At 72.7% G+C, this 25,517-nt stretch carries 23 protein-coding genes and 2 pseudogenes; 14 read left to right on the top strand and 11 right to left on the bottom strand.

All coding sequences use genetic code 11. From position 1 onward, the window contains the following. Positions 1 to 50 precede the first annotated feature (50 nt). The 13 genes and pseudogenes from KIF24_RS35085 (at position 51) to KIF24_RS15045 (ending at position 14,503) form a co-directional block, all read left to right on the top strand. Positions 51 to 835, top strand: a pseudogene (locus KIF24_RS35085) (ABC transporter ATP-binding protein). 156 nt (positions 836 to 991) lie between these two features. Beyond that, a complete protein-coding gene (locus KIF24_RS15100) occupies positions 992 to 1,711 on the top strand; it encodes an ABC transporter ATP-binding protein (RefSeq protein WP_221084569.1) in 720 nt (239 codons plus the stop codon). 15 nt (positions 1,712 to 1,726) lie between these two features. Continuing rightward, positions 1,727 to 2,605, top strand: coding sequence for a branched-chain amino acid ABC transporter permease (locus tag KIF24_RS15095; protein ID WP_221084568.1), 879 nt, complete (start codon positions 1,727 to 1,729; stop codon positions 2,603 to 2,605). Beyond that, positions 2,602 to 3,707: pseudogene (locus KIF24_RS35080) on the top strand (branched-chain amino acid ABC transporter permease). The gene KIF24_RS15095 and the pseudogene KIF24_RS35080 overlap by 4 nt, the downstream one beginning before the upstream one ends. Positions 3,708 to 3,831: 124 nt before the next feature. Continuing rightward, positions 3,832 to 5,112 (top strand): ABC transporter substrate-binding protein, encoded by a 1,281-nt coding sequence (locus KIF24_RS15085; RefSeq protein ID WP_221084567.1) that lies wholly within the window; start codon positions 3,832 to 3,834, stop codon positions 5,110 to 5,112. A gap of 78 nt (positions 5,113 to 5,190) precedes the next feature. After that, positions 5,191 to 6,426, top strand: coding sequence for an acyl-CoA dehydrogenase family protein (locus tag KIF24_RS15080; protein WP_221084566.1), 1,236 nt, complete (start codon positions 5,191 to 5,193; stop codon positions 6,424 to 6,426). Positions 6,427 to 6,474: 48 nt separating this feature from the next. Then, a complete protein-coding gene (locus KIF24_RS15075) occupies positions 6,475 to 7,086 on the top strand; it encodes a TetR/AcrR family transcriptional regulator (RefSeq protein ID WP_221084565.1) in 612 nt (203 codons plus the stop codon). Positions 7,087 to 7,184: 98 nt separating this feature from the next. Beyond that, a complete protein-coding gene (locus KIF24_RS15070; protein ID WP_331461141.1) occupies positions 7,185 to 9,923 on the top strand; it encodes a LuxR family transcriptional regulator in 2,739 nt (912 codons plus the stop codon). Positions 9,924 to 10,117: 194 nt separating this feature from the next. Then, complete coding sequence (locus KIF24_RS15065; RefSeq protein ID WP_221084564.1) at positions 10,118 to 11,089, top strand: ABC transporter substrate-binding protein; 972 nt, start codon at positions 10,118 to 10,120, stop codon at positions 11,087 to 11,089. Positions 11,090 to 11,156: 67 nt separating this feature from the next. After that, the gene (locus tag KIF24_RS15060) at positions 11,157 to 11,957 is read left to right on the top strand and encodes an ABC transporter permease (protein WP_230415625.1); all 801 of its coding nucleotides are present in this window, start codon (positions 11,157 to 11,159) and stop codon (positions 11,955 to 11,957) included. Beyond that, positions 11,954 to 12,778 (top strand): ABC transporter permease, encoded by an 825-nt coding sequence (locus tag KIF24_RS15055; protein ID WP_331461140.1) that lies wholly within the window; start codon positions 11,954 to 11,956, stop codon positions 12,776 to 12,778. Before KIF24_RS15060 ends, KIF24_RS15055 begins: the two co-directional genes overlap by 4 nt. Continuing rightward, a complete protein-coding gene (locus KIF24_RS15050; RefSeq protein ID WP_221084563.1) occupies positions 12,771 to 13,583 on the top strand; it encodes an ABC transporter ATP-binding protein in 813 nt (270 codons plus the stop codon). Before KIF24_RS15055 ends, KIF24_RS15050 begins: the two co-directional genes overlap by 8 nt. A gap of 32 nt (positions 13,584 to 13,615) precedes the next feature. Beyond that, positions 13,616 to 14,503 carry a PaaX family transcriptional regulator gene (locus KIF24_RS15045; protein ID WP_221084562.1) on the top strand — a complete coding sequence of 296 codons (888 nt, stop codon included), beginning with the start codon at positions 13,616 to 13,618 and terminating at the stop codon, positions 14,501 to 14,503. Here KIF24_RS15045 and KIF24_RS34495 read toward each other — a convergent pair. From KIF24_RS34495 to KIF24_RS15025, 5 genes are read right to left on the bottom strand one after another with little or no spacing between them, the layout of a single operon-like run. Further along, positions 14,427 to 15,455, bottom strand: coding sequence for an AMP-binding protein (locus tag KIF24_RS34495; protein ID WP_331461366.1), 1,029 nt, complete (start codon positions 15,453 to 15,455; stop codon positions 14,427 to 14,429). The genes KIF24_RS15045 and KIF24_RS34495 overlap by 77 nt on opposite strands. Continuing rightward, positions 15,410 to 15,949 carry an AMP-binding protein gene (locus KIF24_RS33975; RefSeq protein ID WP_331461139.1) on the bottom strand — a complete coding sequence of 180 codons (540 nt, stop codon included), beginning with the start codon at positions 15,947 to 15,949 and terminating at the stop codon, positions 15,410 to 15,412. Before KIF24_RS33975 ends, KIF24_RS34495 begins: the two co-directional genes overlap by 46 nt. A gap of 47 nt (positions 15,950 to 15,996) precedes the next feature. Then, positions 15,997 to 16,449, bottom strand: a complete 453-nt coding sequence (locus tag KIF24_RS15035; RefSeq protein ID WP_221084561.1) for a MaoC family dehydratase — start codon at positions 16,447 to 16,449, stop codon at positions 15,997 to 15,999. Further along, entirely contained in the window at positions 16,446 to 17,339 is an 894-nt protein-coding gene (locus KIF24_RS15030) for an amidohydrolase family protein (RefSeq protein ID WP_221084560.1), read from the bottom strand. The genes KIF24_RS15035 and KIF24_RS15030 overlap by 4 nt, the downstream gene beginning before the upstream one ends. Positions 17,340 to 17,361: 22 nt before the next feature. Then, positions 17,362 to 18,291 carry an SDR family oxidoreductase gene (locus KIF24_RS15025; protein WP_221084559.1) on the bottom strand — a complete coding sequence of 310 codons (930 nt, stop codon included), beginning with the start codon at positions 18,289 to 18,291 and terminating at the stop codon, positions 17,362 to 17,364. An 83-nt stretch (positions 18,292 to 18,374) separates the two neighbouring features. Between KIF24_RS15025 and KIF24_RS15020 the strand changes: the two genes are divergently transcribed. After that, the gene (locus KIF24_RS15020; protein ID WP_221084558.1) at positions 18,375 to 18,842 is read left to right on the top strand and encodes a MarR family winged helix-turn-helix transcriptional regulator; all 468 of its coding nucleotides are present in this window, start codon (positions 18,375 to 18,377) and stop codon (positions 18,840 to 18,842) included. Positions 18,843 to 18,981: 139 nt separating this feature from the next. Here KIF24_RS15020 and KIF24_RS15015 read toward each other — a convergent pair whose 3' ends face one another. The 6 genes from KIF24_RS15015 to KIF24_RS14990 form a co-directional block, all read right to left on the bottom strand. After that, entirely contained in the window at positions 18,982 to 21,159 is a 2,178-nt protein-coding gene (locus KIF24_RS15015; protein ID WP_221084557.1) for a DUF6351 family protein, read from the bottom strand. Between the two features lie 223 nt (positions 21,160 to 21,382). Next, positions 21,383 to 22,270 (bottom strand): PaaX family transcriptional regulator, encoded by an 888-nt coding sequence (locus KIF24_RS15010; RefSeq protein WP_221084556.1) that lies wholly within the window; start codon positions 22,268 to 22,270, stop codon positions 21,383 to 21,385. Between the two features lie 84 nt (positions 22,271 to 22,354). Then, positions 22,355 to 23,149: an IclR family transcriptional regulator gene (locus KIF24_RS15005; RefSeq protein WP_221084555.1), complete on the bottom strand. Its 795-nt coding sequence runs from the start codon at positions 23,147 to 23,149 to the stop codon at positions 22,355 to 22,357. A 28-nt stretch (positions 23,150 to 23,177) separates the two neighbouring features. Next, complete coding sequence (locus KIF24_RS15000) at positions 23,178 to 24,143, bottom strand: PDR/VanB family oxidoreductase (RefSeq protein ID WP_230415623.1); 966 nt, start codon at positions 24,141 to 24,143, stop codon at positions 23,178 to 23,180. Next, entirely contained in the window at positions 24,140 to 24,364 is a 225-nt protein-coding gene (locus tag KIF24_RS14995; protein WP_221084554.1) for a hypothetical protein, read from the bottom strand. The genes KIF24_RS15000 and KIF24_RS14995 overlap by 4 nt, the downstream gene beginning before the upstream one ends. Then, positions 24,361 to 25,422, bottom strand: a complete 1,062-nt coding sequence (locus KIF24_RS14990; protein ID WP_221084553.1) for an aromatic ring-hydroxylating dioxygenase subunit alpha — start codon at positions 25,420 to 25,422, stop codon at positions 24,361 to 24,363. The genes KIF24_RS14995 and KIF24_RS14990 overlap by 4 nt, the downstream gene beginning before the upstream one ends. Positions 25,423 to 25,517: the final 95 nt, after the last annotated feature.

Raw genomic sequence — 25,517 nt, 5'->3', positions numbered from 1 at the left:
AACGTACACTCCCAGTGTAATAAGAATGATCGAGGGCGAGGGATGGGTTGATGGCGGACGGTCTCGCACTGCACCACATCGGCGTCCGCTTCGGTGGCCTCACCGCCCTCGACGACGTCTCGCTACAGGTGTGCGCGGGCGAGGTGGTGGGGGTGATCGGCCCCAACGGGGCCGGCAAGACCACGCTGTTCAACGTGGTCTGCGGCTTCGTCTCCCCGCACCACGGCTCACTGAGCCTCGACGGCCGGCCACTGCGCCCGCGTCCGCACCGGCTCACCCGGCTGGGCGTCGCCCGGACACTCCAGGGCACCGGCCTGTTCGCCGGGCTCACGGTGCTGGAGAACGTGATGGCCGGCGCCGCGCACACGCGCGCGCCGGCCTGCTGGCGGCCCTGCTCGGTCTGCCGCGCAGCGATCGCGACGAGCGCCGGCTGCGCGAGCACGCGTACACCGTCCTGGACGAGCTGGGCATCGCGGCACACGCCGGCGCCGTGCCGGGCACGCTCCCGTTCGCCGTACGCCAGCGGGTCGCCCTGGCCCGCGCGCTGGCCGCCCGTCCCCGGCTGCTGCTGCTCGACGAGCCGGCCGGTGGCCTCGGCGCCGAGGACGTGGCCGCGCTGGCGGACCTGATCCGGCGGCTGCCGCACCGGGCCGTCGACCCCTGCGCCGTGCTGCTGGTGGAACACCACATGGACCTGGTCATGGCGGTCTGCGACCGGATCGTGGTGCTGGACTTCGGGCGGGTCGTCGCCGCCGGCACACCCGCGGCGGTCCGCGAGGACCCGGCCGTGGTGGACGCCTACCTCGGCGCCGACGTCGACGAGACAGCGGCATGAGCGAGCGTCAGCGAGTGAGTCATCGGTTCGGCGCGTCGGTGCCTCATGACGGCCCGAAGCGCAGCGGAGGGCCGGCATGAGCGAGCGTCAGCGAGTGAATCATCGGTTCGGCGCGTCGGTGCCTCATGACGGCCCGAAGCGCAGCGGAGGGCCGGCATGAGCGGCGACCTGCTCGCCGCCGAGACCCTGGCCGCCGGCTACGGTCCGGTGCCGGTGCTGCACGGCGTCGACCTGCGGGTGCCCGCGGGCACCATCGCCGCGGTCATCGGCGCCAACGGCGCCGGCAAGACCACTCTGCTGCGCACCCTGTCCGGCATGCTGCGCCCGAGCGCCGGCCGGATCCTCCTGGACGGGGCGGACCTGCGCGGCACCCCGGTCGAGCAACTCGTCCGGCGCGGCGTGGCACACGTGCCGGAAGGCCGGGGCGTCATCGGCGAACTCACCGTCGAGGAGAATCTGCGCCTCGGCGCGCTGTGGCGGCGGGACCGGGCGGACGCCGCGCGTGCCCTCGACGAGGTCTACCAGCTGTTCGAGCCGCTGGCCCGGCGGCGGCGCCACCTCGGTCACCAGCTCTCCGGTGGTGAACGGCAGATGCTCGCCCTCGGCCGGGCCCTGGTCGGCCGGCCCCGGCTGCTGCTGCTCGACGAGCCGTCGCTCGGCCTGGCTCCCCGGGTGGTGGCACAGACCATGGCCCTGTTGCGGAGACTGCGCGACGACACCGGGCTGACCGTGCTGCTGGTCGAGCAGAACGTCCGCAGCGCGCTCGCCGTCGCCGACCAGGGCATCGTGATGTCGCTCGGCCGGGTCGTCCTCGCCGCCCCCGCCGCCCGGCTGCGCGACGACGCCGACCTGCGCCACGCCTACCTCGGATTCTGAAGGGAAGGAGGATCGTTGGACCGCTTCGTCTTCCTCACCCTCGACGGCCTGTCGAGAGGCGCGGTCCTGGCCGCGTTCGCGCTCGCCCTGGTGCTCATCTGGCGGGCCGGCCGGATCGTCAACTTCGCCCAGGGGGCGATGGCGGTGGCCGCGGCGTACGTCGCGTACAGCGTCACCGCCGCGACCGGTTCGTACTGGCTGGGGTTCGGGGCGGCGCTGGTCGCCGGGCTGCTGCTCGGCGCGCTGGTCGACGTCGCGGTGATGCGGCTGGTGGATCACCGGTCACCGCTCAATCCGGTGATCGTCGCGCTCGGTCTGGTCCTGCTGATCCAGGCCGTCCTCGGCATGGCGTACGGCAACGAGTACCTGCCGGCGGGTACCCCGTTCAGCCGTACCGCGTTGACCGTGGGCGGCACCGCCGTGCTGTCCCCGTACGACCTGTTCGTCTTCGCCACCGTCGGGGTGGTCGGCGCGGCCCTGGTCTGGATCTTCACCCGGACCGCGATCGGCCTGCGGATGCGCGCGGCGGCGTTCGCGCCCGAGGTCTCCCGCCTGCTCGGGGTCAACGTGGGCGGCATGCTCACCCTCGGCTGGGCGCTGGCCTCCGGGGTCGGCGCGCTGGCCGCGATGCTGGTCGTCCCCACCGGGTTGGGCCTGCACCCGCACGCGATGGACCTGGTCTTCGTCTCCGCGTTCACCGCCGCGGTGGTGGGCGGTCTGGACAGCCCGCCCGGTGCCGTCGTCGGCGGCCTCGGTGTCGGTCTGCTGCTGTCCTACGTCAGCGGCTACGCCGGCGGTGACCTCATCCCCCTCGCGGTGCTCGCCCTGCTGCTGGCGGTGCTGCTGCTGCGCCCCGGTGGGCTGTTCGCCCCGGTCACGGCGAGGCGGGTGTGAGCGCCACCCGGGCGGCGGCACCGCCCGGCCGGCACGCCGCCGCCGAGGTCGTCCGCCCCGGCCGGGCCATGCCGACCCTGCTGCGCCACCTCGTTCTCGCCGCCGCCGCCGCGCTGGTGGTGCTGATCCTCAGCTACCAGCTCGACTCGTTCCGCAACTTCCAACTGGCCACCGTGGCCGCCTACCTCTGCGCGACCGCCGGGCTGACCGTCCTCACCGGACTCTGCGGGCAGCTCTCGCTGGGGCACGGGGCGCTGATGGCCACCGGTGCGTACACCGTCGCCCTGAGCCAGAACGCCTTCGCCGACCGGGGTGTCACGGCCGGCGGGACGCTGGTCCTGTCGCTGGTGGCGGCGGTGCTGGCCGCCGTCGCGGTCGGCGCGGTCGTGGGGTGGCCGCCGCCCGGCTGCGCGGGCCGTACCTGGCCGGGCTGACCCTGGCGGTGGCGGTGGTGGTGCCCGCGTTGACCGTCACCTTCGACGGCGTCTTCAACGGCGAACAGGGCCTGGCGGTGCCGATGGCGCCCGCCCCGGAGGCGTTGGGCGGCTACTTCCCGTACGAGCGGTGGCAACTCTGGGTGGCCACCGCGGCGACGCTGCTCTGCCTGGTGCTGCTGGCCAACCTGGTCCGCAGCCGGTACGGCCGGGCCTTCCGGGCGGTACGAGACGACGAGGTCGCGGCCCGGCTGTCCGGGATCCACGTCGCCCGTACCCAGGTCGTCGCGTTCGTGGTGAGCGCGGCCAGCGCCGGCCTCGGCGGCGCCCTGCTGGCGGTGCTCGCGCAGAGCGTGTCGCCCGGCGCGTTCGGCCTGACGCTGTCGCTGTTCCTGCTGATGGCCGTGGTCATCGGTGGTCTCGGCCGGCTCGCCGGCGCGTTCTGGGGTGCCCTCCTGCTGGTCGCCCTGCCTGATCTGACCCACTCGCTGACCAACCTGTTCACCCTCTCGCCGGCGGCGGCGCAGCGGCTGGAGGGCAACCTGCCACTGGCGATCTTCGGTGGCACGTTGGTCGTCGTCATGATCGCCGCGCCGGGAGGCGTGCAGGGCCTGCTGTCCCGCCTCACCGGGGCACTGCGGATCCGCCGGCGCCACCGCGGCTCGTAGCACGTCCCCGTCCACCGTCCCGGCCGTCCCGGCGGCCGGCCGATCCACCCGACCCACCCGTCCCGGCCACCTCCGGGAGGCCCACCCAACTCGCACAACCGGACCGATGAAAGGTCGGTGTCCCATGCGATCCACGGCACGGCGCGGTCTCGCGATCGCCACCACCCTCACCCTTCTGCTCAGCTCCGCCGCCTGCGGCTCCGACGACGGCCCCGGCTCCGGTCAGCCGGTTCCCGGCGTCACCGAGACGGAGATCGTCGTCGGCACCCACATGCCACTGACCGGGCCGGCGTCCGCCGGCTACTCGAAGATCGCGCCGGCGACGAAGGCGTACTTCGACTACGTCAACGCCAACGGCGGCGTGCACGGCCGCAAGATCACATACAAGATCATGGACGACGGGTACAACCCCGCCACCACCCAGCAGGTCGTCCGCCAGCTCGTCCTGCAGGACAAGGTCTTCGCCATCCTCAACGGCCTCGGCACGCCCACCCACACCGGCGTGCTGGACTTCCTGCACACCAACCGGGTGCCGGACCTCTTCGTCGCCTCCGGCAGCCGCAGCTGGGACCAGCCCGACCGCTACCCGAACACCTTCGGCTTCAACCCCGACTACACGGTCGAGGGCAAGATCCTGGCGAACCACGTGCAGACCGCCCTGCCCGGCCGCAAGGTCTGCTTCCTCGGCCAGGACGACGACTTCGGCCGCGACGCGCTGGCCGGCGTGGAGAAGGTGCTCGGTGCCGACGGCGTCGTGGAACGCCAGACGTACGTCACCAGCAACACCAACGTGGCACCCCAGATCGGCGCGTTCAAGGCGGCCGGCTGCGAGGTCGTCATCCTGGCCACCGTGCCCGGCTTCACCGCGCTGTCCGTCGGTACCGCCGCCCGGCTGGGCTTCAGCCCGCAGTGGCTGGTGTCGAACGTGGGCGCCGACCACCCGACCCTGGCCCGGCAGCTCGGCGACGCCGCCGGCCTGCTGGAGGGGATGGTCGGCGTCAACTACCTGCCGATGCAGAACGACGACGCCGACCCGTGGATCCAGCTGTTCACCAAGGTGAACGCCGAGCACAACGGCGGCGCGGAGTTCGACGGGAACACCGTCTACGGCATGGCCGTGGGCTACCTCTTCGTGCAGGTGCTGCTGGCCGCCGGCCAGGACCTCACCCGCGAGTCGCTGGTGGAGGCCGTCGGCAGGGGTGGTTACCAGGGACCGGGAGTCGCCCCGCTGCGCTTCTCCGCCACCGACCACTCGGGGTACGGCGGTGGCCGGCTCAGCCGGATCAGCGGGGGAGAACAGGGCTACTTCGGCCCGACGTACGAGACCGACGAGGCCGACGGGCCGGTCAACGAGTACTCCGCGCCGCCGGTGACGCCACCGACCAACGGCATACCGACCGCCTGATCCGCTGGTCCGCGTGGTCCGCACCGCGTCCGGCGGTGCGGACCACCCGCCGGCCCGGGGACGGGGAGGAGACGAGAGATGGACTTCCGTCACGACGAGACGACCGAACGGCTGCGGGAACGCCTGCACGGCTTCATGGCCGAGTGCGTGTACCCGGCCGAGCCGGTCTTCGCGGCCCAGGCCCGCGAGCCCGGTGAGCCGTGGACCGTGCCGCCGGTCGTCGCCGAACTCCAGGCGCAGGCGCGCCGGCGTGGGCTGTGGAACCTCTTCCTGACCGGCGAGCACGGCGCCGGCCTGACCAACCTCCAGTACGCGCCGCTGGCCGAGATCACCGGGCACTGTCCGTGGCTCGCCCCGGTGGCGCTCAACTGCGCGGCTCCCGACACCGGCAACATGGAACTGCTCGCGCAGTTCGGCTCGGCGCAGCAGCGGGAGCGTTGGCTGGAGCCGTTGCTGTCGGCCCGCATCCGCTCGGCCTTCGCGATGACCGAACCGGCCGTCGCGTCCTCCGACGCCACCAACATCGCCACCCGGGTCGAGCGGGTCGGCGACGAGTACGTGATCAACGGCCGCAAGTGGTTCGTCACCGGCGCGATGGACCCGCGTTGCGCGATCATCATCGTGATGGGCCGGACCGACCCGGCCGCCGCCCGGCACGAGCAGCACAGCCAGATCCTCGTGCCGCGCGACAGCCCGGGGGTCACGGTCCGCCGGGGCATGACGGCCTTCGGGTACGACGACGGCGACCACGGCGGCCACGCCGAGATCGACTTCGTCGACGTCCGGGTGCCCGCGACGAACCTGATCGGGACGGAGGGCTCGGGCTTCGCCATCTCCCAGGCGCGTCTCGGCCCAGGGCGGGTGCACCACTGCATGCGCCTGCTCGGCATGGCGGAACGGGCCGTCGAGCTGATGTGCCGGCGGGTCAGCGAGCGGCACGCCTTCGGTGGGCCGCTGGCCGAGCAGGGCGTGGTGCGGGACTGGATCGCGCAGGCCCGGGTGCGCCTGGAGCAGGCCCGCCTGCTGGTGCTCAAGACCGCGTGGCTGATGGACACCGTCGGCAACCGGGAGGCTCACCCGGAGATCCAGGCCATCAAGATCGCGGTGCCGGAGACGGTCGAGTGGATCATCGACCGGGCCGTACAGGCACACGGCGCGGCGGGGGTCAGCCAGGACACCCCGCTCGCCCGGCTCTGGGCCCGAGCCCGGGCGGTCCGGATCGCCGACGGTCCCGACGAGGTGCACCGGCAGTCGTTGGCCCGCCGGGAGCTGCGCCGGCATGCGGCGCAGGCCCCGGTGCCGGCGCGCGTCTAGACTCGGCTCGCACGACCGGAATTCCAGCGGTGAAGGGGGCGGGCACGGATGGGCAGGGTCGAGGCGCCGGGCCGGGTCGACGGCCGGACCGCCCGGGCCGAGCGCACCCGGGCGGCGATCGTCGAGGCGCACCTCGCGCTCATCTCCGAGGGCGACCTGCGCCCGACCGGCGAACGCATCGCCGAGCGGGCCGGCATCTCGCTGCGTACGCTCTGGACGAACTTCAAGGACATGGAGACGCTGTTCGAGGCGAGCGGCACCGAGCTGCTCCGCCAGCAGGAACTCGCCTGGCGGCCGATCTCGCCCACGTTGCCGCTGGCGAAGCGGGTCGACGCGTACTGCCGGCAGCGGGCGAAGCTGCTCCAGATGATCGCGCCGTCGGCCCGTGCCGCGCAGATGCGCGAGCCGGTCTCCGCCCAGTTGCGCCGCAACCGGCTCAAGCACATCGCCCGGGTCCGCGACGAGGTCGAGCAGCTCTTCGCCGACGAGCTGGATCGCGCCGGACCGGGCCGGGGGCAGGTGGTCGACGCGGTGGTGGTGGCGAGCACCTGGCCGGCCTGGTCGACGCTGCGTGACGGTCTCGGGCTGGGCGTCGACGCCGCCCGGGCGGTGATGGCCCGCACGGTCGGCGCCCTGCTCGCGGGACCGGCCGAGGGCTGAACCTGGACCGCGGCCCGGCGCGGTCGCCGAAGTCCAACTCACCCCTTCTCAAGCGGTCTCCGATAGGTGAGACTCGATGCATGGTTAATGCATCAAGAGTGCAAATAACCGTGCTGCGGGGGCGGGAGCACGAGTGCCGGGAGATCCGGGGGTTGCTCGACTCACCGGCCGGCGGAGCGCTGCTGCTGCACGGCGAGCCCGGTGCCGGCCGCAGCGCCCTGCTGGCGTACGCCCACGGTCACGCCGGCGACCGCACGCCGCTCGCCGCGACCGGCCTGCCCGACGAGGCCACGCTGCCCTACGCGGGCCTGCAACGGTTGCTCGATCCCGTGCTCGATCGAGCCGCGGCGCTGCCCGGGCGGCAACGGCAGGTGCTCCGCGGCGCGCTGGCCGGCGAGGGCTGCCCCGAGGAGGATCGGCTCGCCCTGTCCACGGCCGTCCTCGGGCTGCTCGCCGCCGCCGGAGCGGACCGTCCACTGCTGTGCACCGTGGACGACGTCGACCTCGGTGATCCGCCGACCGCGCGGATCCTGGCCTTCGTGGCCCGGCGGCTGAGCCACCTGCCGGTCGCCCTCCTGCTCACCGCGGGCAGCGACGTCGGCGCGGCCGGGATACCCACCCGCCGGCTGCGCCCGCTCGGCGACCGCGACAGCCAGGCCCTGCTCGCCGACCGGCGACCCGGACCGCAGCCACCCGCGCCGGTGCTCGCGGCCCTGACCGTGGTCGCCGCCGGCAACCCGCAGGCCCTGGCCGACCTCGCCGCCGCGCTGAGCACCGCCCAGTGGCGTGGGCAGGCGCCGCCACCCACCGTGCCGCCACCCGAGGGCGCACTGGCCCGCGCCTACCGGTCACTGCTGGATCGCCTGCCGGGCGACGCCCGCCGGGTGCTGCTGCTGGCCGCGCTGGCCACCGATCCCGACCTCGACCCCGGCGCCCTGGCCCGGGCGTTCCAAGTCGTCGGCGGCAGCGCCGGGGCGCTGGGTCCGGCCGAGGCCGCCGGCGTGGTCCGGGTCGACCCGCAGGGCGGTGTCGCCTTCGGTCGACCGCTCGCCCGCCGGATGGTCGTCGCCGCCGCGTCCCGCGCCGAACGGCAAGCCGCTCACCTGCTGCTGGCCGGCGTGCTCGACGCCGCCGGCCAGCGGCTGCGCCGGGCGCTGCACCGGGCCGCGGCGGCCGACGGCCCGGACCCGGCCCTGGCGACGGAACTGGCGGAGGCGGCGGCCGGTGGTGCGGACGGCTGGGCCGCCGCCGCGGCGGCGTTGAGCCGGGCGGCCGAGCTCACCGACGACCCGACGCGGGCCGCGGGCCGGCGGGTCACCGCCGCCGGCTACGCCTGGTCCGCCGGGCGACCCGACCAGGCCCGAGCCCTGCTGCGCGGCCTGCCCCGGGCCGGCCGACCCGGCCGTCACCGGCCGCGCGGACCTGCTGCGCGGCGAGATGCAGCTCCGCTGCGGGTCGCCCCGGCCGCGCTGACGGCCCTGCTGGCCGCCGCCGCGAGCCTGGCCGGCACCGACCGCACCACCGCACTGGTAGCCCTGATGCGGGCCGGCGAGGCCGTCTGCTTCTCCGGCGACCAGTATCGATACGCGGAGGTGGCGCGCCGGGTGGCCGACCTGCGCCGCGACGGGGTGGAACCGGACGTGGAGCTGATCACCACCCTGGTCGCCGGGGTGGCCGCCACGCTGCGGGGCGAGCACGCCCAGGGCGGGCCGTTGCTGCGCCGCGCCGTCGTGCTCGGTGGACGGTTGACCGGCGCCGCGCTCACCCCGACCGCGCTGACCGGCGCCGCCGCGGCTGGTCTGCTGGTGGCGGTGGACGCGGCGGCGCACCGGCTGGCCGACCGCGCCGTCGACCTGGCCGGTGCCCGTGGGGAACTGTCCCTGTTGCCTCGGGCGCTCGAACTGCGCGCGATGGCCGAGTACTGGCTGGGCCGGCACGAAGCCGCGGCGCGGAGCTGCCGGGCGGGGCTGCGGGTCGCCCGGGAGACCGGCCAGTACACCTGTGCCGGCGTCCACCTGGGTCTGCTCGCCGTGCTCGCGGCCGTGCGTGCCGACCGGGACGCCAGCCTGGGGTACGTCGCCGAGCTGGGCGAGACGGCCATGCCGGACAGCCGGCCGTACGCCCTCGCCCAGTGGGCCCTCGCGGTGCTCGACCTGGTCGACGCCCGGTACGCCGACGCCGCCGACCGCCTCACCGGGCTGGCCCGCCCCGGCACCGGCCGTGGCCAGGTCCTCGTCCAGGTCATGGCCACACCCCACCTGGTCGAGGCCGCTGCCCACGACGGCCGGCCCGCGCCGGCCCGCGCCGCGCTCGCCGTCTTCGACCGCTGGGCCGGCAGTACGGCCAGCCCGTCACGCCGGGCGCTGTCGGCCCGCTGCCACGCGCTGCTGGCCCCGCGCGGCAGCGCCGAGGCCGAGGAACAGTTCCGCGCCGCCCTGCGGCTGCACCCGACCGACGCCGCCACCTTCGAACGGGCCCGCACCGAACTCCTCTTCGGACGGGAACTGCGCCGCAGCCGCCGGCCCCGCGACGCCCGCGACCACCTGCACCGCGCCCGGCAGACGTTCACGCTGATCGGGGCGCGGGTGTGGGCGGAACAGGCCACCGCGGAACTGCGGGCGGCCGGCGAGTCCGTCGGTGCGCCGGACCGACCGGCGGCGGGCCTGCTCACCGGCCAGCAGCTGCGCATCGCGCACCTGGTCGCCTCCGGTGCCACCAACCGGGAGGTCGCCAGCCAGATGTTCCTGTCCACCCGGACCGTCGACCACCATCTGCGCAACATCTTCCACCGGCTCGGCGTCCGCTCCCGCACCGAGCTGGCCCGCGTACTGGGGTAGGCGCTGTCGCCCCGGAACCGTTATTCAATCTATTCATGACGGGCGTCAGAAGTTTCTTGACATCCGTTGGCCCGTGGCTGAGCATGTCCAACACAGCGGCGTGCCCCCCAACACACCGAAGTACCACCGCAGGTCCGAGGCATCCGCCGGAATTGACGCACCCCCACCATCACAGCCCAGGAAGGGCCTCGTCAATGAAGAAGGTCATCGCCCTCGGGTTGGTCGCCATCACCGCGATCGCCCTCACCGGATGCACCGACTCAGATAGCTCCCCGTCCGACCCGGCCGACGGCGACCAGCGCCAGGTCCGGGTCGCGGCGCTGCCCATCACCGAGACCGCCGCCCTGTGGGGCGGCATCAAGGCGGGCATCTTCGCCCGGCACGGTCTCGCGGTCGAGGTGCTGCCGGCTCAGGGCGGCGCGCAGGCCATCCCCGCACTGATCAACGGTGACATCGACTTCGCCATCGGCCAGCCGTTCGGCCCGTTCCGGGCCGACCTGCAGGATCTCGGCGTGGTGCTGATCGGCAACTACGCGTCGTCCTACGCGGACGGTGACGACATCAACGCCGTCGTGGCGTCGGCCGAGTCCGGCATCACCAGGCCCGCCGAGCTCGCCGGCCGCCGGGTGGCGGTCAACAGCCTCGGCGCGGCCGGCGACGTGACCATCATGGCGGCGGTGGAGAAGGACGGCGGCGACCCGACCACGATCAAGTTCGTCGAGGTCGCCTTCCCCGACGTGCCGGCCCAACTGGAGGCCGGCAACATCGACGCCGCCTGGGTGCCGGAGCCCTTCGTCACGCAGTTGCGCAGCCGCGGCGACACCTTCATCGTCGCTCCGTACCAGGCGGTCGTCCCCGGTCTCGCGACCCTCACCACGATCGCGACCAGGGAGCGGACGGAGTCCGACCCCGAGCTGATCGCCGACTTCTCGACGGCCATGAAGGAGGCACTCCAGTGGGCGCAGGACCCGGCCAACGAAGCTGACCTCCGTCAGTCCATCAAGGACAACCTGGAGTTGCCCGAGGCGGTCGCCGATTCGGTGAAGCTCCCGGCGTTCGGCTGGGATCTCGACCGGGCGAGCCTGGAGACGCTCGCCACGCTCGCCGGGAAGTACGGCGTGCTCGACCAGCAGCCCAACTTCGACCGCCTCATCCAGCAGCAGTAGCCGGCGGCGGTCCGCCCTCCCCGTGCCCTGGCCGGGGAGGGCGGACCCGACCCATCACGGGAGCGATATGCGCGTCCTATCCACCCGAAGCCTGCGGTCGCTGCGCAAGGTGCTGCTGGGCCTCGCCGGCCTTGCGGGATTCCTCGTCGTCTGGCAGTCGATCCCGACCATGGGCCTGATCAATTCGCAGTACCTGCCGTATGCGACCGACGTGTTCGGGCGGCTGTTCGAGGAGCTTCGCGACCTGGCGTTCTGGCGGAGGCTCGGGTTTACCATGACGTCGTGGGCGATCGGGCTGGGCGTGGCGACGTTCGCCGCGGTCGTCCTGGGCACGATCGTCGGTCTGGTGCCCTTCCTGCGTCGCGCCACCCACACGATGGTCGAGTTCCTGCGACCGATCCCGTCGGTCGCCCTCATCCCGCTCGCCGTGCTGATGTTCGGCATCCAGATGCAGGCGGCCCTCGTGATCATCATCTACGCGTCGTTCTGGCAGGTGTTCGTGCAGGTGATCTACGGCGTGGCCGACGTCGACGCGGTCGCCCGCGACACCGCACGAAGCTTCGGCCTGACCCGCCGGGAGCATCTGTGGTATCTGGTGCTGCCGACCGCCCTGCCGTATCTCATGACGGGCGTCCGACTCGCCGCGGCGGTTGCCCTCATCCTCGCGATCACCTCGGAGATGGTGATCGGCAACCCCGGCCTCGGACGAATGATCGAGCTGTCCCGCTCCGCCGGGGACGCCGTCGGCCTCTACGCCCTCGTCATGGTCACCGGGCTGCTCGGGCTCCTGGTGAACCTCGTCTTCCGCTTCGTCGAGCGCCGCTCGCTGTCCTGGCACCAGTCCGTACGGGGGGAGGAGGTCCTGTGACCGCGTACACCGGCCGGATCGCCGCGCCGTCGCGTGGCCGCGTCGTCGGGCTCCGCATCGCCGCGGGCTTCCTCTACGCGCTCGGGCTGCCGTTCCTGCTCCTGGTTCTCTGGGGCGTGGCGTCGACGGCGTCGACGAACCGGTTCTTCCCCGGCCCAGTGACGATCGCGGAGGCCTTCGTCGACACGTGGATCGGTCCCGCGTTCGTCGACGACGTGGTGCCGAGCCTGTCCCGACTCTCGCTCGGCATCCTCGCCTCGATCGTCGTCGGTGTCGCCGCCGGCACCCTCATCGGCCTCTTCCGCTGGCTGCGCGAACTCCTCGAACCGCTGCTGGAGTTCTTCCGCGCCATCCCGCCGCCGGTGCTGATCCCGGTCGCCATGCTGCTGCTCGGCATCACCGACACGATGAAGGTGGTGGTCATCGTCTCCGGCGCGGTCTGGCCGATCCTGCTGAACACGATCGACGGTGTCCGGGCCACCGACAGCGTGATGACCGAGACCGCCGACTCGTTCCAGGTCACCTGGTGGGAGCGGCTCTGGTTCCTCGTGCTTCCCGCGGCCAGCCCGCGCATCATGACGGGAGTCCGGCAGGGGCTCTCGGTCGCGCTCATCCTGATGGTCATCTCGGAGATGTTCGCCTCGTCGGCCGGACTCGGCTACCGGATCGCGTACTTCCAACGGAACTACCTCATTGCCGAGATGTGGAGCGGCATCCTGCTCCTCGGTCTCATCGGCGTCTTACTCGCCGTAACGTTCGGTCTCGTCGAGCGGCGCGTCCTGCGCTGGTACCACGGAATCAGGGAGGTCACTCGTGCCTGATCGGAGCACGTTGCTGCGGGTGGAACATCTGCGCAAGGTCTACGAGTCCACGACGGGCGACGTGGAGGCGATCGGCGACATCAGCTTCACGATGAAGGCCGGCGAACTCGTCTGCATCGTCGGCCCCTCCGGATGCGGGAAGACCACCCTGCTGAAGTGTCTCGCCGGTCTGCTCCGGCCGACCGGCGGCGTCATCGAGATGGACGGATCACCGGTGACCGGCCCGAGCCCGGCGATGGCCGTCGTCTTCCAGGAGTACGGCCGCAGCCTCTACCCGTGGCTGACGGTCCGCGGAAACGTCGAACTCCCGCTCCGGCACAAGAAGCTCTCCCGGGCGGAGCGCGACCGGCTCGTCACCGACGCGATCGAGGCGGTCGGTCTGGCGCACGCCACGCGCAGCCACCCGTGGCAGCTCTCCGGCGGGATGCAGCAACGCGTGGCGATCGCGCGGGCCATCGCGTACCAGCCCGAGGTGCTGATCATGGATGAGCCGTTCGCCGCGGTCGACGCGCAGACCCGGGCGGACCTGGAGGACCTGGTGCGGGAACTGCACCTGAGCCACCGCATCTCGATCCTCTTCGTGACCCACGACATCGACGAGTCGGTCTATCTGGGTGAGCGCGTGCTGGTGCTGTCCGGGGCGCCGACCTGGGTGCAGGAGGATCTCGCGGTCGACCTACCGCCGGAACGCGACCAGATCACCACCCGGGCGCTGCCCCGCTTCACGGAGCTGCGGAGCCACGTCTACGACCACATCCAGCGCGCCAAGCGTGGGCAGGCGGTCGCCGCGCAGCCGGCGCGGTGACCACCTCGACGGATCCGCCGAGGGGGAGGACTGTGCGCAGTCGTCAGCCGAAACAGCTGTTGCTCGCGTTCTTCGGCGAACACGTCGTCGACGACTCACCGGGGCCGGTCCGAGCCAGCGTCCTGATCGGCGTGCTCGAGGGCGCCGGCGTCGCCGCCCCGGCGACGCGGGCGACCCTCGACCGGCTCGTGCACAGCGGCATCCTCGCGCGGAGCAAGAGCGGCCGGGAAATCCTGTTCTCGCTGACCGGGCACGGGGCCGCGGTGCTGCGCGAGGCGACGGAGCGGGTTCGCGGTCCGCGTCCCTTCGACCCACAGGGCACCGGGTGGACGCTCGTCACGTTCTCGATCCCGGAGGGCCAGCGGACCCTGCGCCACCGGTTGCGCTCGACGCTGACCTGGGAAGGCTTCGCGCCGCTGCGCGACGGGCTGTGGCTCGCGCCCGGCGAGGTCGACCTCGCCGGGTCGCTGGAACCGCTGCGCCAGGACCTGCCACCCCACACCGTCATCGCCTTCCACGCCCGTGAACTGGCGGGGTATCCGATCGGCGAGAGCGTCCGCGCGGCGTGGGACATCGAGGCGATCCGGCGCGAGCACCTCGCGTTCATCGAGGTGTGGGGCGAGCCGGAGCCGGCGACGCTGGCGGCGAGCGCGCTGACCGCGCGGACGATGCTGGTGGCGGACTGGCTCGCCCTGCTGCGCGCCGACCCGCGGCTGCCCCGCGAGTTCATGGACCCGGCGTGGCCCGCCACCCGGTCGGTGGAGACCTACCGGCGGATGCACGAGAAGTTGGCCGCGGCCTCCGTGGCCGAGTTCAACGCCCTCGTCGCGGCCCGGACCACGACTAACTGCCGAACCGGGCCCGCAGATCCGCCTTCCGCACCTTCCCCGACGCGGTCCGCGGCAGCTCGTCCACGATGACGACGCGCTTCGGCAGCTTGTAGCGGGCGATCCTGCCGTCGAGCTGGGCCCGCAGGCTGTCGGTGTCGACGGACGCCCCGTCCCGCACCGTCACGACCGCCCACGGCACCTCACCCCACCGCTCGTCCGGTACGCCGATGACCGCGGCTCCGGTGACCCCGTCGATCTCGCTGAGCACCTGTTCGAGCTCGACCGGGTAGATGTTCTCGCCACCCGAGATGATCATGTCCTTGATCCGGCCGGAGATGTAGAGGTAGCCGTCGGCGTCCAGCCGGCCGAGATCGCCCGAGCGGAACCACCCGTCCGCCGTGAAGGCGTCGGCCGTCGCCGCCGGCAACCCGTGGTAGCCGGGGAAGACGTTCGGCCCGGCGACCTCGATCTCGCCGACGGTGCCGCGGGGGGCTCGCGCCCCGTGCTCGTCGACGATCCGCACCTCGGTGAAGAAGTGGGGGAGGCCCACGCTGCCCTGCTTGGCGCGGGTCATCGAGGGCGGCAGCGAGGTCGCGCCGGGCGACGCCTCGGTCATGCCGTAGCCCTGCGAGAACGACAGGCCGCGCCGCTCGTACGCGTCGAGGATCCGCGCGGGCACCGCCGAGCCGCCGCAGGTGAGCTTGCCCAGCGTCGAGAGGTCGGTCGAGGCCCAGTTCGGATGGTCGGCCATGAGCTGGTAGGTCGTCGGTACGCCACTGAGCATCGTGACCCGGTGCCGCTCGATCTGGCTGAGCGCGCGCCCCGGTTCGAATCCCTTCTCCAGCACCATCGTGGCGCCCTTGAGGATGACCGGGAGCGCACCCATGCCGAGCGAGGCGACGTGGAACAGCGGCGAGATCATGAGCGCGACATCGGTCGAGACGATGTCGTAGTCGACGACGCAGTTGAGGGCGACCCAGGTGAGGTTGCCGTGGGTCAGCACGGCGCCCTTGGCCCTGCCGGTGGTGCCCGAGGTGTAGATGATCGCGGCCGGGTCATCGAGGGTGAGGGCGGCGGGGGCGGGGCGGCGGCCGGCGGACGCAGCAGGCGGGCGAGCCCGGGATCGTCCGCCGTCCCCTCGCCGGTGGCGATGGCGTCCAGACCCGGTGCGGCGCCCAGGACGGCGGCCACCCGTGGCCCGAACTCGGGATCGTGAACCAGCACCCGCGCACCGCAGTCGGCGAGAATGTGGGCGATCTCGGGTGGCGCGAGCCGCGTGTTGACCGGGACGAACACGGCGCCCAGCGCAGCGGTCCCGAACATCACCTGGAGGAACTCGGGGCTGTTCTCGCCCAGGTAGGCGACGGCGTCGCCCTTGCCGACGCCCCGGTGGGCCAGCATCGCGGCGACGCCGTCCGCGCCGTCGGCGAACTGTCGGTACGTCATCGTCGACTGGTCGCCGTAGACGAGGGCGGGCTTGTCGGGTGACTTCAGTCGCCGCTTGGCGGTCCACGCGCCGATCCCGTGTCGGTGCATCAGCAGTCTCCTGGTGGTGGCAGGTGGTGCGCCCGCTGGCGCCCCGCTCAGGCGTAGAAGCGGTAGAGGCCGCGGGCGACGACCGCCGGCTTGGCCTCGCCGTCGACCTCGATCGTCTGGTCGACGACGATCTGGAAGCCGCCGCGGACCTCGGTGACCTCGGCGATGGTCGCCCGCATGCGCACCCGGGACCCGACCTTGACCGGGGCCGGGAAGCGCACCTTGTCGAGGCCGTAGTTGACCTTCGTCGACACGCCCTTCACCTCGAGCAGCTCCGTCCAGAAGGGAACCGCGAGCGAGAGGGTGAGGAAGCCGTGGGCGATCGGCGCACCGAACGGGCCGTCCTTGGCCCGCGCCGGGTCGACGTGGATCCACTGGTGGTCGTCGGTGGCGTCGGCAAAGAGGTTCACCTGTTCCTGGGTGACCGTCCGGTACTCGGTGTGACCGAGGTCGGTGCCGGCGAGGCCAGCGAGCTGGTCGTACGCGATGGTGGTCGTCATGGACCTTCCTTTCGGGCCAGTTTCAGCAGCCGGGCGGCGTTGTCCTTCAGGATGCCAGGAAGCACGTCGGGCTTGAGCTCGGTGCCGGCCACGTCGCGCAGCCAACGATCCGGGGTGAGCAGGGGGAAGTCGGTGCCGAAGAGCACCCGGCGCTTCAGCATCGAGTTGGCGTGGCGCACCAGCGACGCGGGGAAGTACTTCGGGCTCCAGCCGGACAGATCGATCCAGGTGTTGTGCTTGTGCGTCGCCACCGACAACGCCTCGTCCTGCCAGGGCACCGACGGGTGCGCCATGATGATCTGCAACTGCGGGAACTCCGCGGCGATCGGGTCGAGCAGCATCGGGTTCGACAGCCCGAGCCGGAAGCCGTAGCCTCCCGGCAGCCCCGCACCGATGCCGGTCTGGCCGGTGTGGAACAGGGCAGGAACGCCGGCCTTCTCGAGCAGACCCCACAGCGGCGCGTACTCCTCACGGCTCGGGTCGAAACCCTGCACCGTGGGGTGGAACTTGAAGCCGCGTACGCCCTCGTCCTCGATGAGCCGGGCGGCGAGTTCCAGTGCCGCCTCGCCGCAGCGCGGATCGACCGAGCCGAAGGGGATGAGCGCGTCGGCGTGCTCGGACGCCGCGCGGGCGATGTCGACGCTCGACAACGGACGGTGGTCCAGTTGCGTGCGGGCGTCCACGGTGAACACGACGGCGGCCATCCGGCGTTCCCGGTAGTACCGCGCCACCGCGTCGACCGCCGGCCGTGGCCCGTCCGTCCGGAAGTACTTCGACGCCGCCTCCACGAGCGGGGCGGGCAGCGAGGCGTGGCCGTCGTCGTCGACCTCGATGTGCACGTGCATGTCGATCGCGGTGACGGCGTCGGGATCGATCGCGGGCTGGTACATGGTCGGAACCTTCGTCAGCGGGTCAGGAGGCGGTGGTGGAGGAGAACTCCTCGGGGAGTTCCGGGAAGCGCTCGCCGACACTCTGCAACGCACCGCCGAACTCCGTCGACCACGCCTCGACCAGCGCGTCGTAGCTCCAGCCGCCCGCCCGGTACGCGCTGAGCGCGGCCTCCGGATGGGTCCAGATCTGGATCCGGTCGCCGCCGACCCCGATCACCTGCCCGGTCACCGTCGCGGCCGAGTCGGAGCCGAGGAACGCGATGAGCCCGGCGACGTCCTCGGCGGTGCCGAACCCGAGGTCGTGCCGGAAGAACGTCGGCACCGGCTCACCCTTTGCCTCGGCCGTCACGGCGGCGGCGAAGTAGGGGACGGTGGCGGTCATCGCGGTCGCGGCGACCGGGACGACGGCGTTGGCGGTGATGCCGGCGCGCTTGAGCTCGATCGCCCAGGTGCGCACCATGCCGACGATGCCGGCCTTGGCGGCGGCGTAGTTGGTCTGGCCGAAGTTGCCCCGCTGACCGGTGGGGGAGCCGATGCAGACGATCCGCCCGCCCTCGCCGGCCTGCCGCATGTGCAGCACCGCTTCGCGGACCGTGGTGAAGGTGCCGCGCAGATGCACGTCGATGACGGTGTCGAAGTCCTCGTCGCTCATCTTCCACAACACCGTGTCGCGCAGCACGCCGGCGTTGGTGACGAGCATGTCGAGCCGGCCGAAGGTCTCGACCGCCGTGCCGACGAGCTGCTTCGCGGTCGCGGTCGGGCCGACCGGGGCGACCACCGCCACGGCCTTGCCGCCGAGCGCCTGGATGGCCGCGACGGCCTCGCTGGCGGCCTCCTCGTCGACGTCGTTCACCACGACGGACGCGCCCCGCCGGGCCAGCTCCTGCGCGTAGGCGAGGCCGAGACCGCGTCCAGATCCGGTGACGATGGCGACTTTGTCGTCCAGGGACATGGGAACTCCTTCGCGTCGAAGCCGATCGCAGCACAGACCGTTGAAAATGTCAATTATTTGTGAAGCTTGCTACCATCGTCGCCATGCCCCCTACCGAGAAGATCCGGCCGGCCGGAACGGACGGCCTGCGGGACAGCGTGCTCGGCGGGGACCTGAGCTTCCTGCTCGCCCGGGCCAACGCGCTCACGCTCGCAGCGGCGAACGCCGCCCTCGCCGCCCACGGGCTCAAGGCCCGGTCCTACTCCGTGCTCGCGCTGGCCGCCGAGGACGCCCACCCCACGCAGCGGGAGCTCGCCGAGTTCCTGCGGCTCGATCCGAGCCAGGTCGTCGCGCTCATCGACGACCTTGAGCGGCGCGGGCTGGTCGAGCGGCGCACCGACCCGGCCGATCGGCGCGCCAACGTCCTGGTCGCGACCGACGCGGGTCGGGCGCTCTTCGCCCGCGCCCAGGAGTCCGCGCGCGCCGTGGAACTCGGGCTGCTGGCCGCCGTGACGCCCGCGGACCACGAGCGGCTGGCGCAGTTGCTGCGGCTGCTGGCCTTTCCCACCTGATCCGGTCGCACGGGGCCAGTATGACCACCGGGCCGCGGCCGGACGTCGACCCGGGGCCGACCCGCATCGCCGGGCACCGCGACCGGGCGGCGCCGTGGTGACGCCGCCCGGTCCCGGGCATCGATGACGGGTGTGGCGGTCAGAAGCGGATCCAGGTGTCCGCGAGCGGCACCTGGGCGACCCCGGGCCTCGACCAGTCACAGACACCGGCCGGGAAGACCGCCCGCAGGCGCTGCCACTGCTCGTCGGTGAAGGTGGCGTCGTAGCGTGACCGGTCCAGCCGTCGCACCTTGCACTTGACCACGTCGGAGCTGGTCGGTCCACCCGCGACCACCCGCGGGTTGCGGTGGTACGGGAAGAGTTGGTTGCATCGGGCGGTCGGGTCGAGCGTCAGCCTCTCCACGATCTGCTCGCCGCTGGGTGCGACACAGCCGTCGGCCAGTCCGGCCGGCCGGGATCGCCGGGTGAGTTCGACGGCGGGCAGGTGCGGGCGGGCCGCCGCCAACTCGGCCCGGGCGGTCAGCCAGGCGTCCATGTCGGCCAGCGCGCGTACCTGGGTCGCCGCGGCGGCGGCCCCGGACGGGCTGGTGATGCTGACGTGGTTGTCGGCGCGTCGGTTGGCCTTCAGCAGCCGCTCGCGCATGGTCCACGACCGGAACCGGTCGTGGAAGTCGCCGGTGGGGTCGGTGTAGTTGCGCGTCTCGATGACGGGTGTCCAGCGCAGACCACCGTCGAACTGGTTGATGCGGCCGGTCGCGTACGCGGTCCTGATCGCGCCGACGTTCGCCGAGGTGCGCTCCGGCGTGCGGTTGCCGTCGACGTCCAGGCCGCCGATGCCCTCGTTCAGGGTCACGAACTGCTCGGGGCTGATGACGCCCGCCTCGAGCGTCCGCAGGCCGTACTGCACGCCGACGGTGTCCGGGATGATCGGGCGCCCGGCACCGGTGGCCGGGTCGACGCCGTACACGTTGGAGACGAAGTCCGCCATGGCGCAGCGGATGCCGCCCGGGTTGCTGTCCGGGTGGTAGCGCAGGGCCGCCGGGATGTGGTTCGGGCAGGTGGCGGGCCAGTCGACGCTGTCGAAGAACTGGTAGCCGAAGCAGGTGTTCGGGCTGGCGAACCCGGTCACGGCGGTCCGTTGGGCGGTCGACAGCCCGGCGGCGGTGGCGGCCTGCGAGATGAAGCGGCACTCGTGGCCGGTGAGCGTCACCGAGCGCTCGTCGGGATAGCCGATCTGGCCGATGACGCCGTCCAGGATGCCGGGGTAGGCGTTGGCGATCAGCAGTTGCTGCATGGTGCCGGCCGAGCCGCCCCAGCCCATGGTGAAGTCGGGCGCGCCGTACGCCTCGACGAAGTGCTCCTTGACCATCATGGCGGTCTCGGCGGAGGTGACGTCGTTGCAGTTGTTGGCGAAGACGTTGAACGTCGCGCTGGCCACCGCGTAGCCCCGGCTCAGCAGGGTGTCGTTCAGCACGCCACCGGTGCTGGTGGCCTGGGTGTGCCCGATGCCGCAGGCGCCGCCGAAGGTGTAGACCAGCCGGTCGTTCCAGCCGGAGGTCGCCGTCCACGGGTCGGGAACCGCGGTGCCCGGCTCGTGGAGCAGGGCGATCTCGTACACCGCCCGGTTGATGGTGCCGCGCTCGATCCGCACGACGTACGGGACCGCCCTGCCGTCGGTGGTCGTGGTGGTGGCGAGGTCGCCCGGCGGCGGGCCGTCGGGCAGGGTCGCGAAGCCGCCGGCGGTGGTGCGGTACTGGTAGGTCACCTGCGGCTGCGCCACGTGGCAGTTCTCGTCGACCGGGCCCAGCTGCCAGGGGTTGCCCGACGCGGTGCAGAAGAGCGGGATGTGGGGCCCGGAGAACACCGGCCCCTCGGCGGGGTGGTTGACCAACGTCAGCGCGGCCCGGGGGCGGCCGTGGCCGTGGCCGTGGCCGTGCCCGTGGCCGTGCCCGTTGGCGCGGATCTCGAGCAGGTTGCGGCCCAACGCCAGCCCGTCCACGAGGCCGAGCAGCGTCCGCTTGTCTCCCCGGGGGTGGAACGTGGCGGTGACGTCCCGGCCGCCGACCCGGATCTTCACCCGGTGCGGGGAGACGTTGCGGGGCACGCGGACGCGCACCAGCGCGTCACCACCACTGATCGTGTCCGCTCGGCCGGAGAGGACCTCCACGGCGAACGTACGGTCGGTGCCGTGCCGGGCGCCCGGTGTGGCGATGGCCGGCGCGGTGGGGCCAGCGACGAGTGCCGCTACGACGAACGCGGCCAGCGCCACCCTCGAAGATCGTTGCCTGGTTCTCTCCTCGAATCGACGGAAGTGCACGACAGGACCCCTTTCAGCCGGGGACGGACGGCTGGACCTCCTGGTCACATGCGTGCGGAAAACATAATGCGAAATCTGATCGCACGTCAATGACTTTGCAATGTATCCATGTACGGCGGAGTATCCACGTACGACGGAGCCGGGCGGTGTCGACGGACGGCGGATCGGCCCGGGTCGTCCCCTCGATCAGGGCGGTGTGGGGCACCGCCGGGCGCGGCCGGCCTCAGGCCTCGTCGGGTGTCCGGACGAGTGCCTCGAAACGAAGCTGGGCCGGCCGGGACAACGCCTCGGAGGTGCCCAGGAACAACACCCGCGCCTCGGCACGCGGGAACGACGGGGGCAGGAACTTGACCGGCAGGTCGGGATCGTCGCCCACCAGGGCACGCCAGTCGTTGACCAGCTCGGTGCGCTGGACGAGCGCCTCCACCGGCCCCACCCGACCGGCGGCGGCCCTGCCGGCCACGTCCCGGTAGCGCCGCAGGAACGTCTGGTAGCCGGCGGCGACCTCGTCGATGCGCCACGCGGCCTCGAGCCGCGCCCTGCCGCTGGGCAACAGTTCCAGGTCGGTGGCGCGCAGCAGCACCGCGTCGGTGACGCCGAGTTCGCTCAGCTGTTCACGCACCTCGTCGAACCGGTCGTGCGGCGTCACCCAGGTCCCGTCGTACAGCGGCCAGAACGTCAACCAGCGCAACCGGGCCCGGAGCAGCCGGCGCTGGTTCGCGTCGTCCAGGGGCGAGGTGAACGCGATAAGCGTCCAGCTGCCGTCCCAGGCGTCCTCGTCGGTCGCGGCGAAGATGCGCCGGGCGCCACGCTGGAGGGTCTGCCACGCCGGCTCGGTCAGCCGGTAGCTGGTCCGCCGGCCCTCCTTGCTCCGCTGGAGCAGCCCCCGCTGGGTCAACCGGCTGAGCGTCGCGCGTGCGTTGGCCGGCGCGATGCCGAACTCGGCCAGCACCGCGACCAGACCTCCGGAGGGCAGTGGGGACCGGCCGGCGTGCCAGTGGTCGCCGAGCAGCGTCACCAGCAGTCGCTGGGCCCGCGCCCGCCCGACCGCCGCCGACGAGCGATCGGCCGGCGACCCGGGGTGCTGCTCCCGCCGGCCATCGTTCGTCACCACCGTGACCCGCCCTCGTGCGAGCGGGGACGAGCCGGCGGTGAGGCGGGACGGACGACGGACACCCGGATACGTTACTGCGTCTCATGACGTGGCGGTGACGGCCGCACCCGGCCCGGTCACGACCCGGCCGTACGGCGCGCCGAGAGCCCGGGAGATGACCCGGCCGGCGGCCTGCACCAGCGGTGCCAACGCCACCGGGTCCGCCCGGTCGTGCGCGACCACCAGCGAGATCGCGGCCACGACGCCGTCCGGGCCGTGGATCGGCGCGGCCACCGAGAGGGCGTCCATCGTGACCTGCCGGTCGCTGATCGCGTACCCGGTGTGACGCACCTCGGCGAGGCCGCGACGCAACCGCCGGGCGTCGACGATTGTCAGCTCGGTGTAGCGCTCCAGCGGAGCGGCCAGGACCTGCTCCTGGACGTCGGCGGGGGCGTAGGCGAGCAGGACCAGCCCGACGCCGGTGGCGTGCAGCGCGAAGCGGCCACCGACGCGGGTCAGCACCGGCACCGCGTGCCGGCCGGCGATCCGTTCGATGAAGACGAGTTCCAGGTCCTGCCGGACGGCGAGCTGAACGTTCTCGTGGGTGACCTCGTACAGGTCTTCCATCACCGGCAGGGCCAGCTCGCGCAGCCCCAGGCCCCGCGGGGCGAGCGAGCCCACCTCCCAGAGCCGCAGGCCGATCCGGTACCGCGCGTCGTCGCCCCGCTCCAGCGCCCCCCACGCGACCAGCTCCGCGACCCGCCGGTGCGCGGTCGGCAACGGCAACCCGGCCCGGCGGGCCAGCTCGCTCAGGGTCAGCGCCGGGTCGGCCGGGCTGAACGCGTCCAGCAGCGCCAGCACCTTGCTCGTGACCGACCGTCCGGGTTGGGCGCGCACCCGGCCATCATCGCACCCGGTCAGCCGCTCACAGCTCCAGCGTGAGCCGGGGCGTGCGGGCCCGGGAGACGCAGATCAGCATGGTGTCGCCCGCCGCCCGCTCCTCCTCGGTGAGCAGGCTGTCGCGGTGGTCCGGCACGCCGGCCAGCACCGTCGTCTCGCAGGTGCCGCAGGTGCCTTCGCGGCACGAGGAGAGCACCTGCACGCCGGCCTCCTCCACCGCCCGCAGGATCGGCGTGCCCGGTGGCACGGTGACCATCCGACCGGAGAGCGTGAGTTCCACCTCGACGGCGGCCTCGACGGCCGCCTCGACACCCGCATCGGCGGCGACCGGGGCGAACCGCTCGACGTGCAGCCGGCCCGGCGGCCACGCCCGGCAGCGCTGCTGCACCGCGTCGATCAGGGCCTCCGGGCCGCAGCAGTAGACGAGCCCGTCGGGCGGCCGGTGCAGCAACCCGTCCAGGTCCAGCAACCCGGTCTCGTCCTGCGGACACAGGCTGACGCGGTCGCCGTACCTGGCCCGCAGCGCGGCGGCGAACGCCATGGTGGCGCGGCTGCGTCCGCCGTACACCAGCCGCCAGTCGGCCCCGGCGAGGTCGGCCGCGGCGACCATCGGCCTGATCGGGGTGATGCCGATGCCACCGGCGATGAAGAGGTACCGCTGCGCCGCGACCAGCCGGAAGTTGTTCCGTGGCCCGCGCACCCGGACGGCGGTGCCGGGCGTGAGGCGCTCGTGCACGTGGCGGGAGCCGCCGCGCCCGCCCGGTTCGAGCTGCACGGCGACGTGCAGCGCGGATCGGTCCGCCGGGTCACCGCAGAGCGAGTACTGGCGCACCAGGTCGGGGTCCAGCTCCAGACCGACGTGCGCGCCCGGCGTCCAGCCGGGCAGGTCTCCGCCGCCGGGGCGGCGCAGGGTCAACACGACGACGTTGGTGGCCACCTCGTCCCGGGCGGCGACCACCAGCTCCGTGCCGGCCAGCTCGTCGCCGCTCATGCCGGCGCCGAGGTGCGGGCCGGGGGCTGCGGTGCCGGCGGGACCACCGCTGACACGTGGTGGCCACGCGGGTGGGCCAGCAGCCACTCCCACAGCTCCACGGGCTCCTCGGCGCTGCTCTCGGCGCCGCAGTGGCAGATCCCGCGCAGGGTGTCGGTGCCCGGCATCCAGTGGATCCGGTAGACCCGGTCGCCGGTGAGCATGCGGGCCGGCGCGGTCATCGTGGCGCTCCCACCGTCCCCGACGCACCGACCGTCCCCGCCTCGACCAGCCGCGCGAGCAGGCGTCGGGCGGCCAGCCCGCCGGTGTCGATGTTGATGCTGAGTTCCTGGTACCTGTCCGGCTCGGACGCGATCACCTGCTCCAGGATGTTCAGCGCCGTCACGTCCTGCATGACCACCGTGTGGTTGCTCTGGTGCAGGTACTCGCTGACCGACTCGTCGTCCACGGCGAAGTCGCGGGCCACCGCCCAGAAGTCGTAGGTGGTGTGCTCGGTCGACGGGGTGATCGCGTACACGATCTCGGCGTGGAAGGCGTCGCTGTCCTCGCCCTCGGCCGGCGGGTAGACGCCCTGCGGCGCGATCCGGCTGTGCAGCAGGTACAGGCAGGGCGGGTGGTACTCGATGTCCTGCCAGCGGGTGATCCGGCCCTGGATGCCGGTCGACTTCGCGTAGAACGGCGGGCACTCGGCGTCGTCCATGTGCCGGCTGACGTAGACGACGCCGCGCTCGTCGTCGACCTCGGTGGTGATCGGCGTGTTCGCCACCTCGGGCGTGCCGATGTAGCCACCGTGCAGGTAGGTCTCGTGGGACAGATCCATCAGGTTGTCCACCAGCAGGCCGTATCGCGCGTTCAGCGGCGCCATCCCGCGGACCACGGTGTACCGCGGATCGTCCAGCCAGGGCGCGCGGGGGATTGTGGTCGGGTCGGCGCGGTCGGCGTCGCCGATCCACACCCAGATGAGCGAATCCTGCTCCACCACCGGGTACGCGGCGACCCGCGCGGTCCGCGGGATGCGTTGCTGGCCCGGCACGAAGACGCAGGCGCCGGTCTGGTCGTAGGTGAAGCCGTGATAGCCGCACACGATCTTGTCGCCGTCGAGCCGGCTCTCCGACAGCGGGTAGCGGCGGTGCACACACCGGTCGGCGAGGACCGTCGCCACCCCCGACTCGGTGCGGTAGAGCACCAGCGGCTCACCCAGCACCGTGCGGGCGAGCAGATCCCGCCCGACCTCGTTGCCGTAGGCCGTCACGTACCACTGGTTGCGGGCGAACTCCATGCGACCGGACCTCCTCGGGACGACGGTGGTCGGATGGTCCCGTGGCGGGCCCGGGTCAGGGGACCCACGATTTCACTGAGTGAAAGCCTCTCCGA

It is taken from the genome of Micromonospora tarapacensis, assembly GCF_019697375.1.
Classification (GTDB): Bacteria; Actinomycetota; Actinomycetes; order Mycobacteriales; family Micromonosporaceae; genus Micromonospora; species Micromonospora tarapacensis.
Note: the sequence above shows the minus strand (reverse complement) of the source record. Positions and strands in the feature narration are given on the sequence as shown.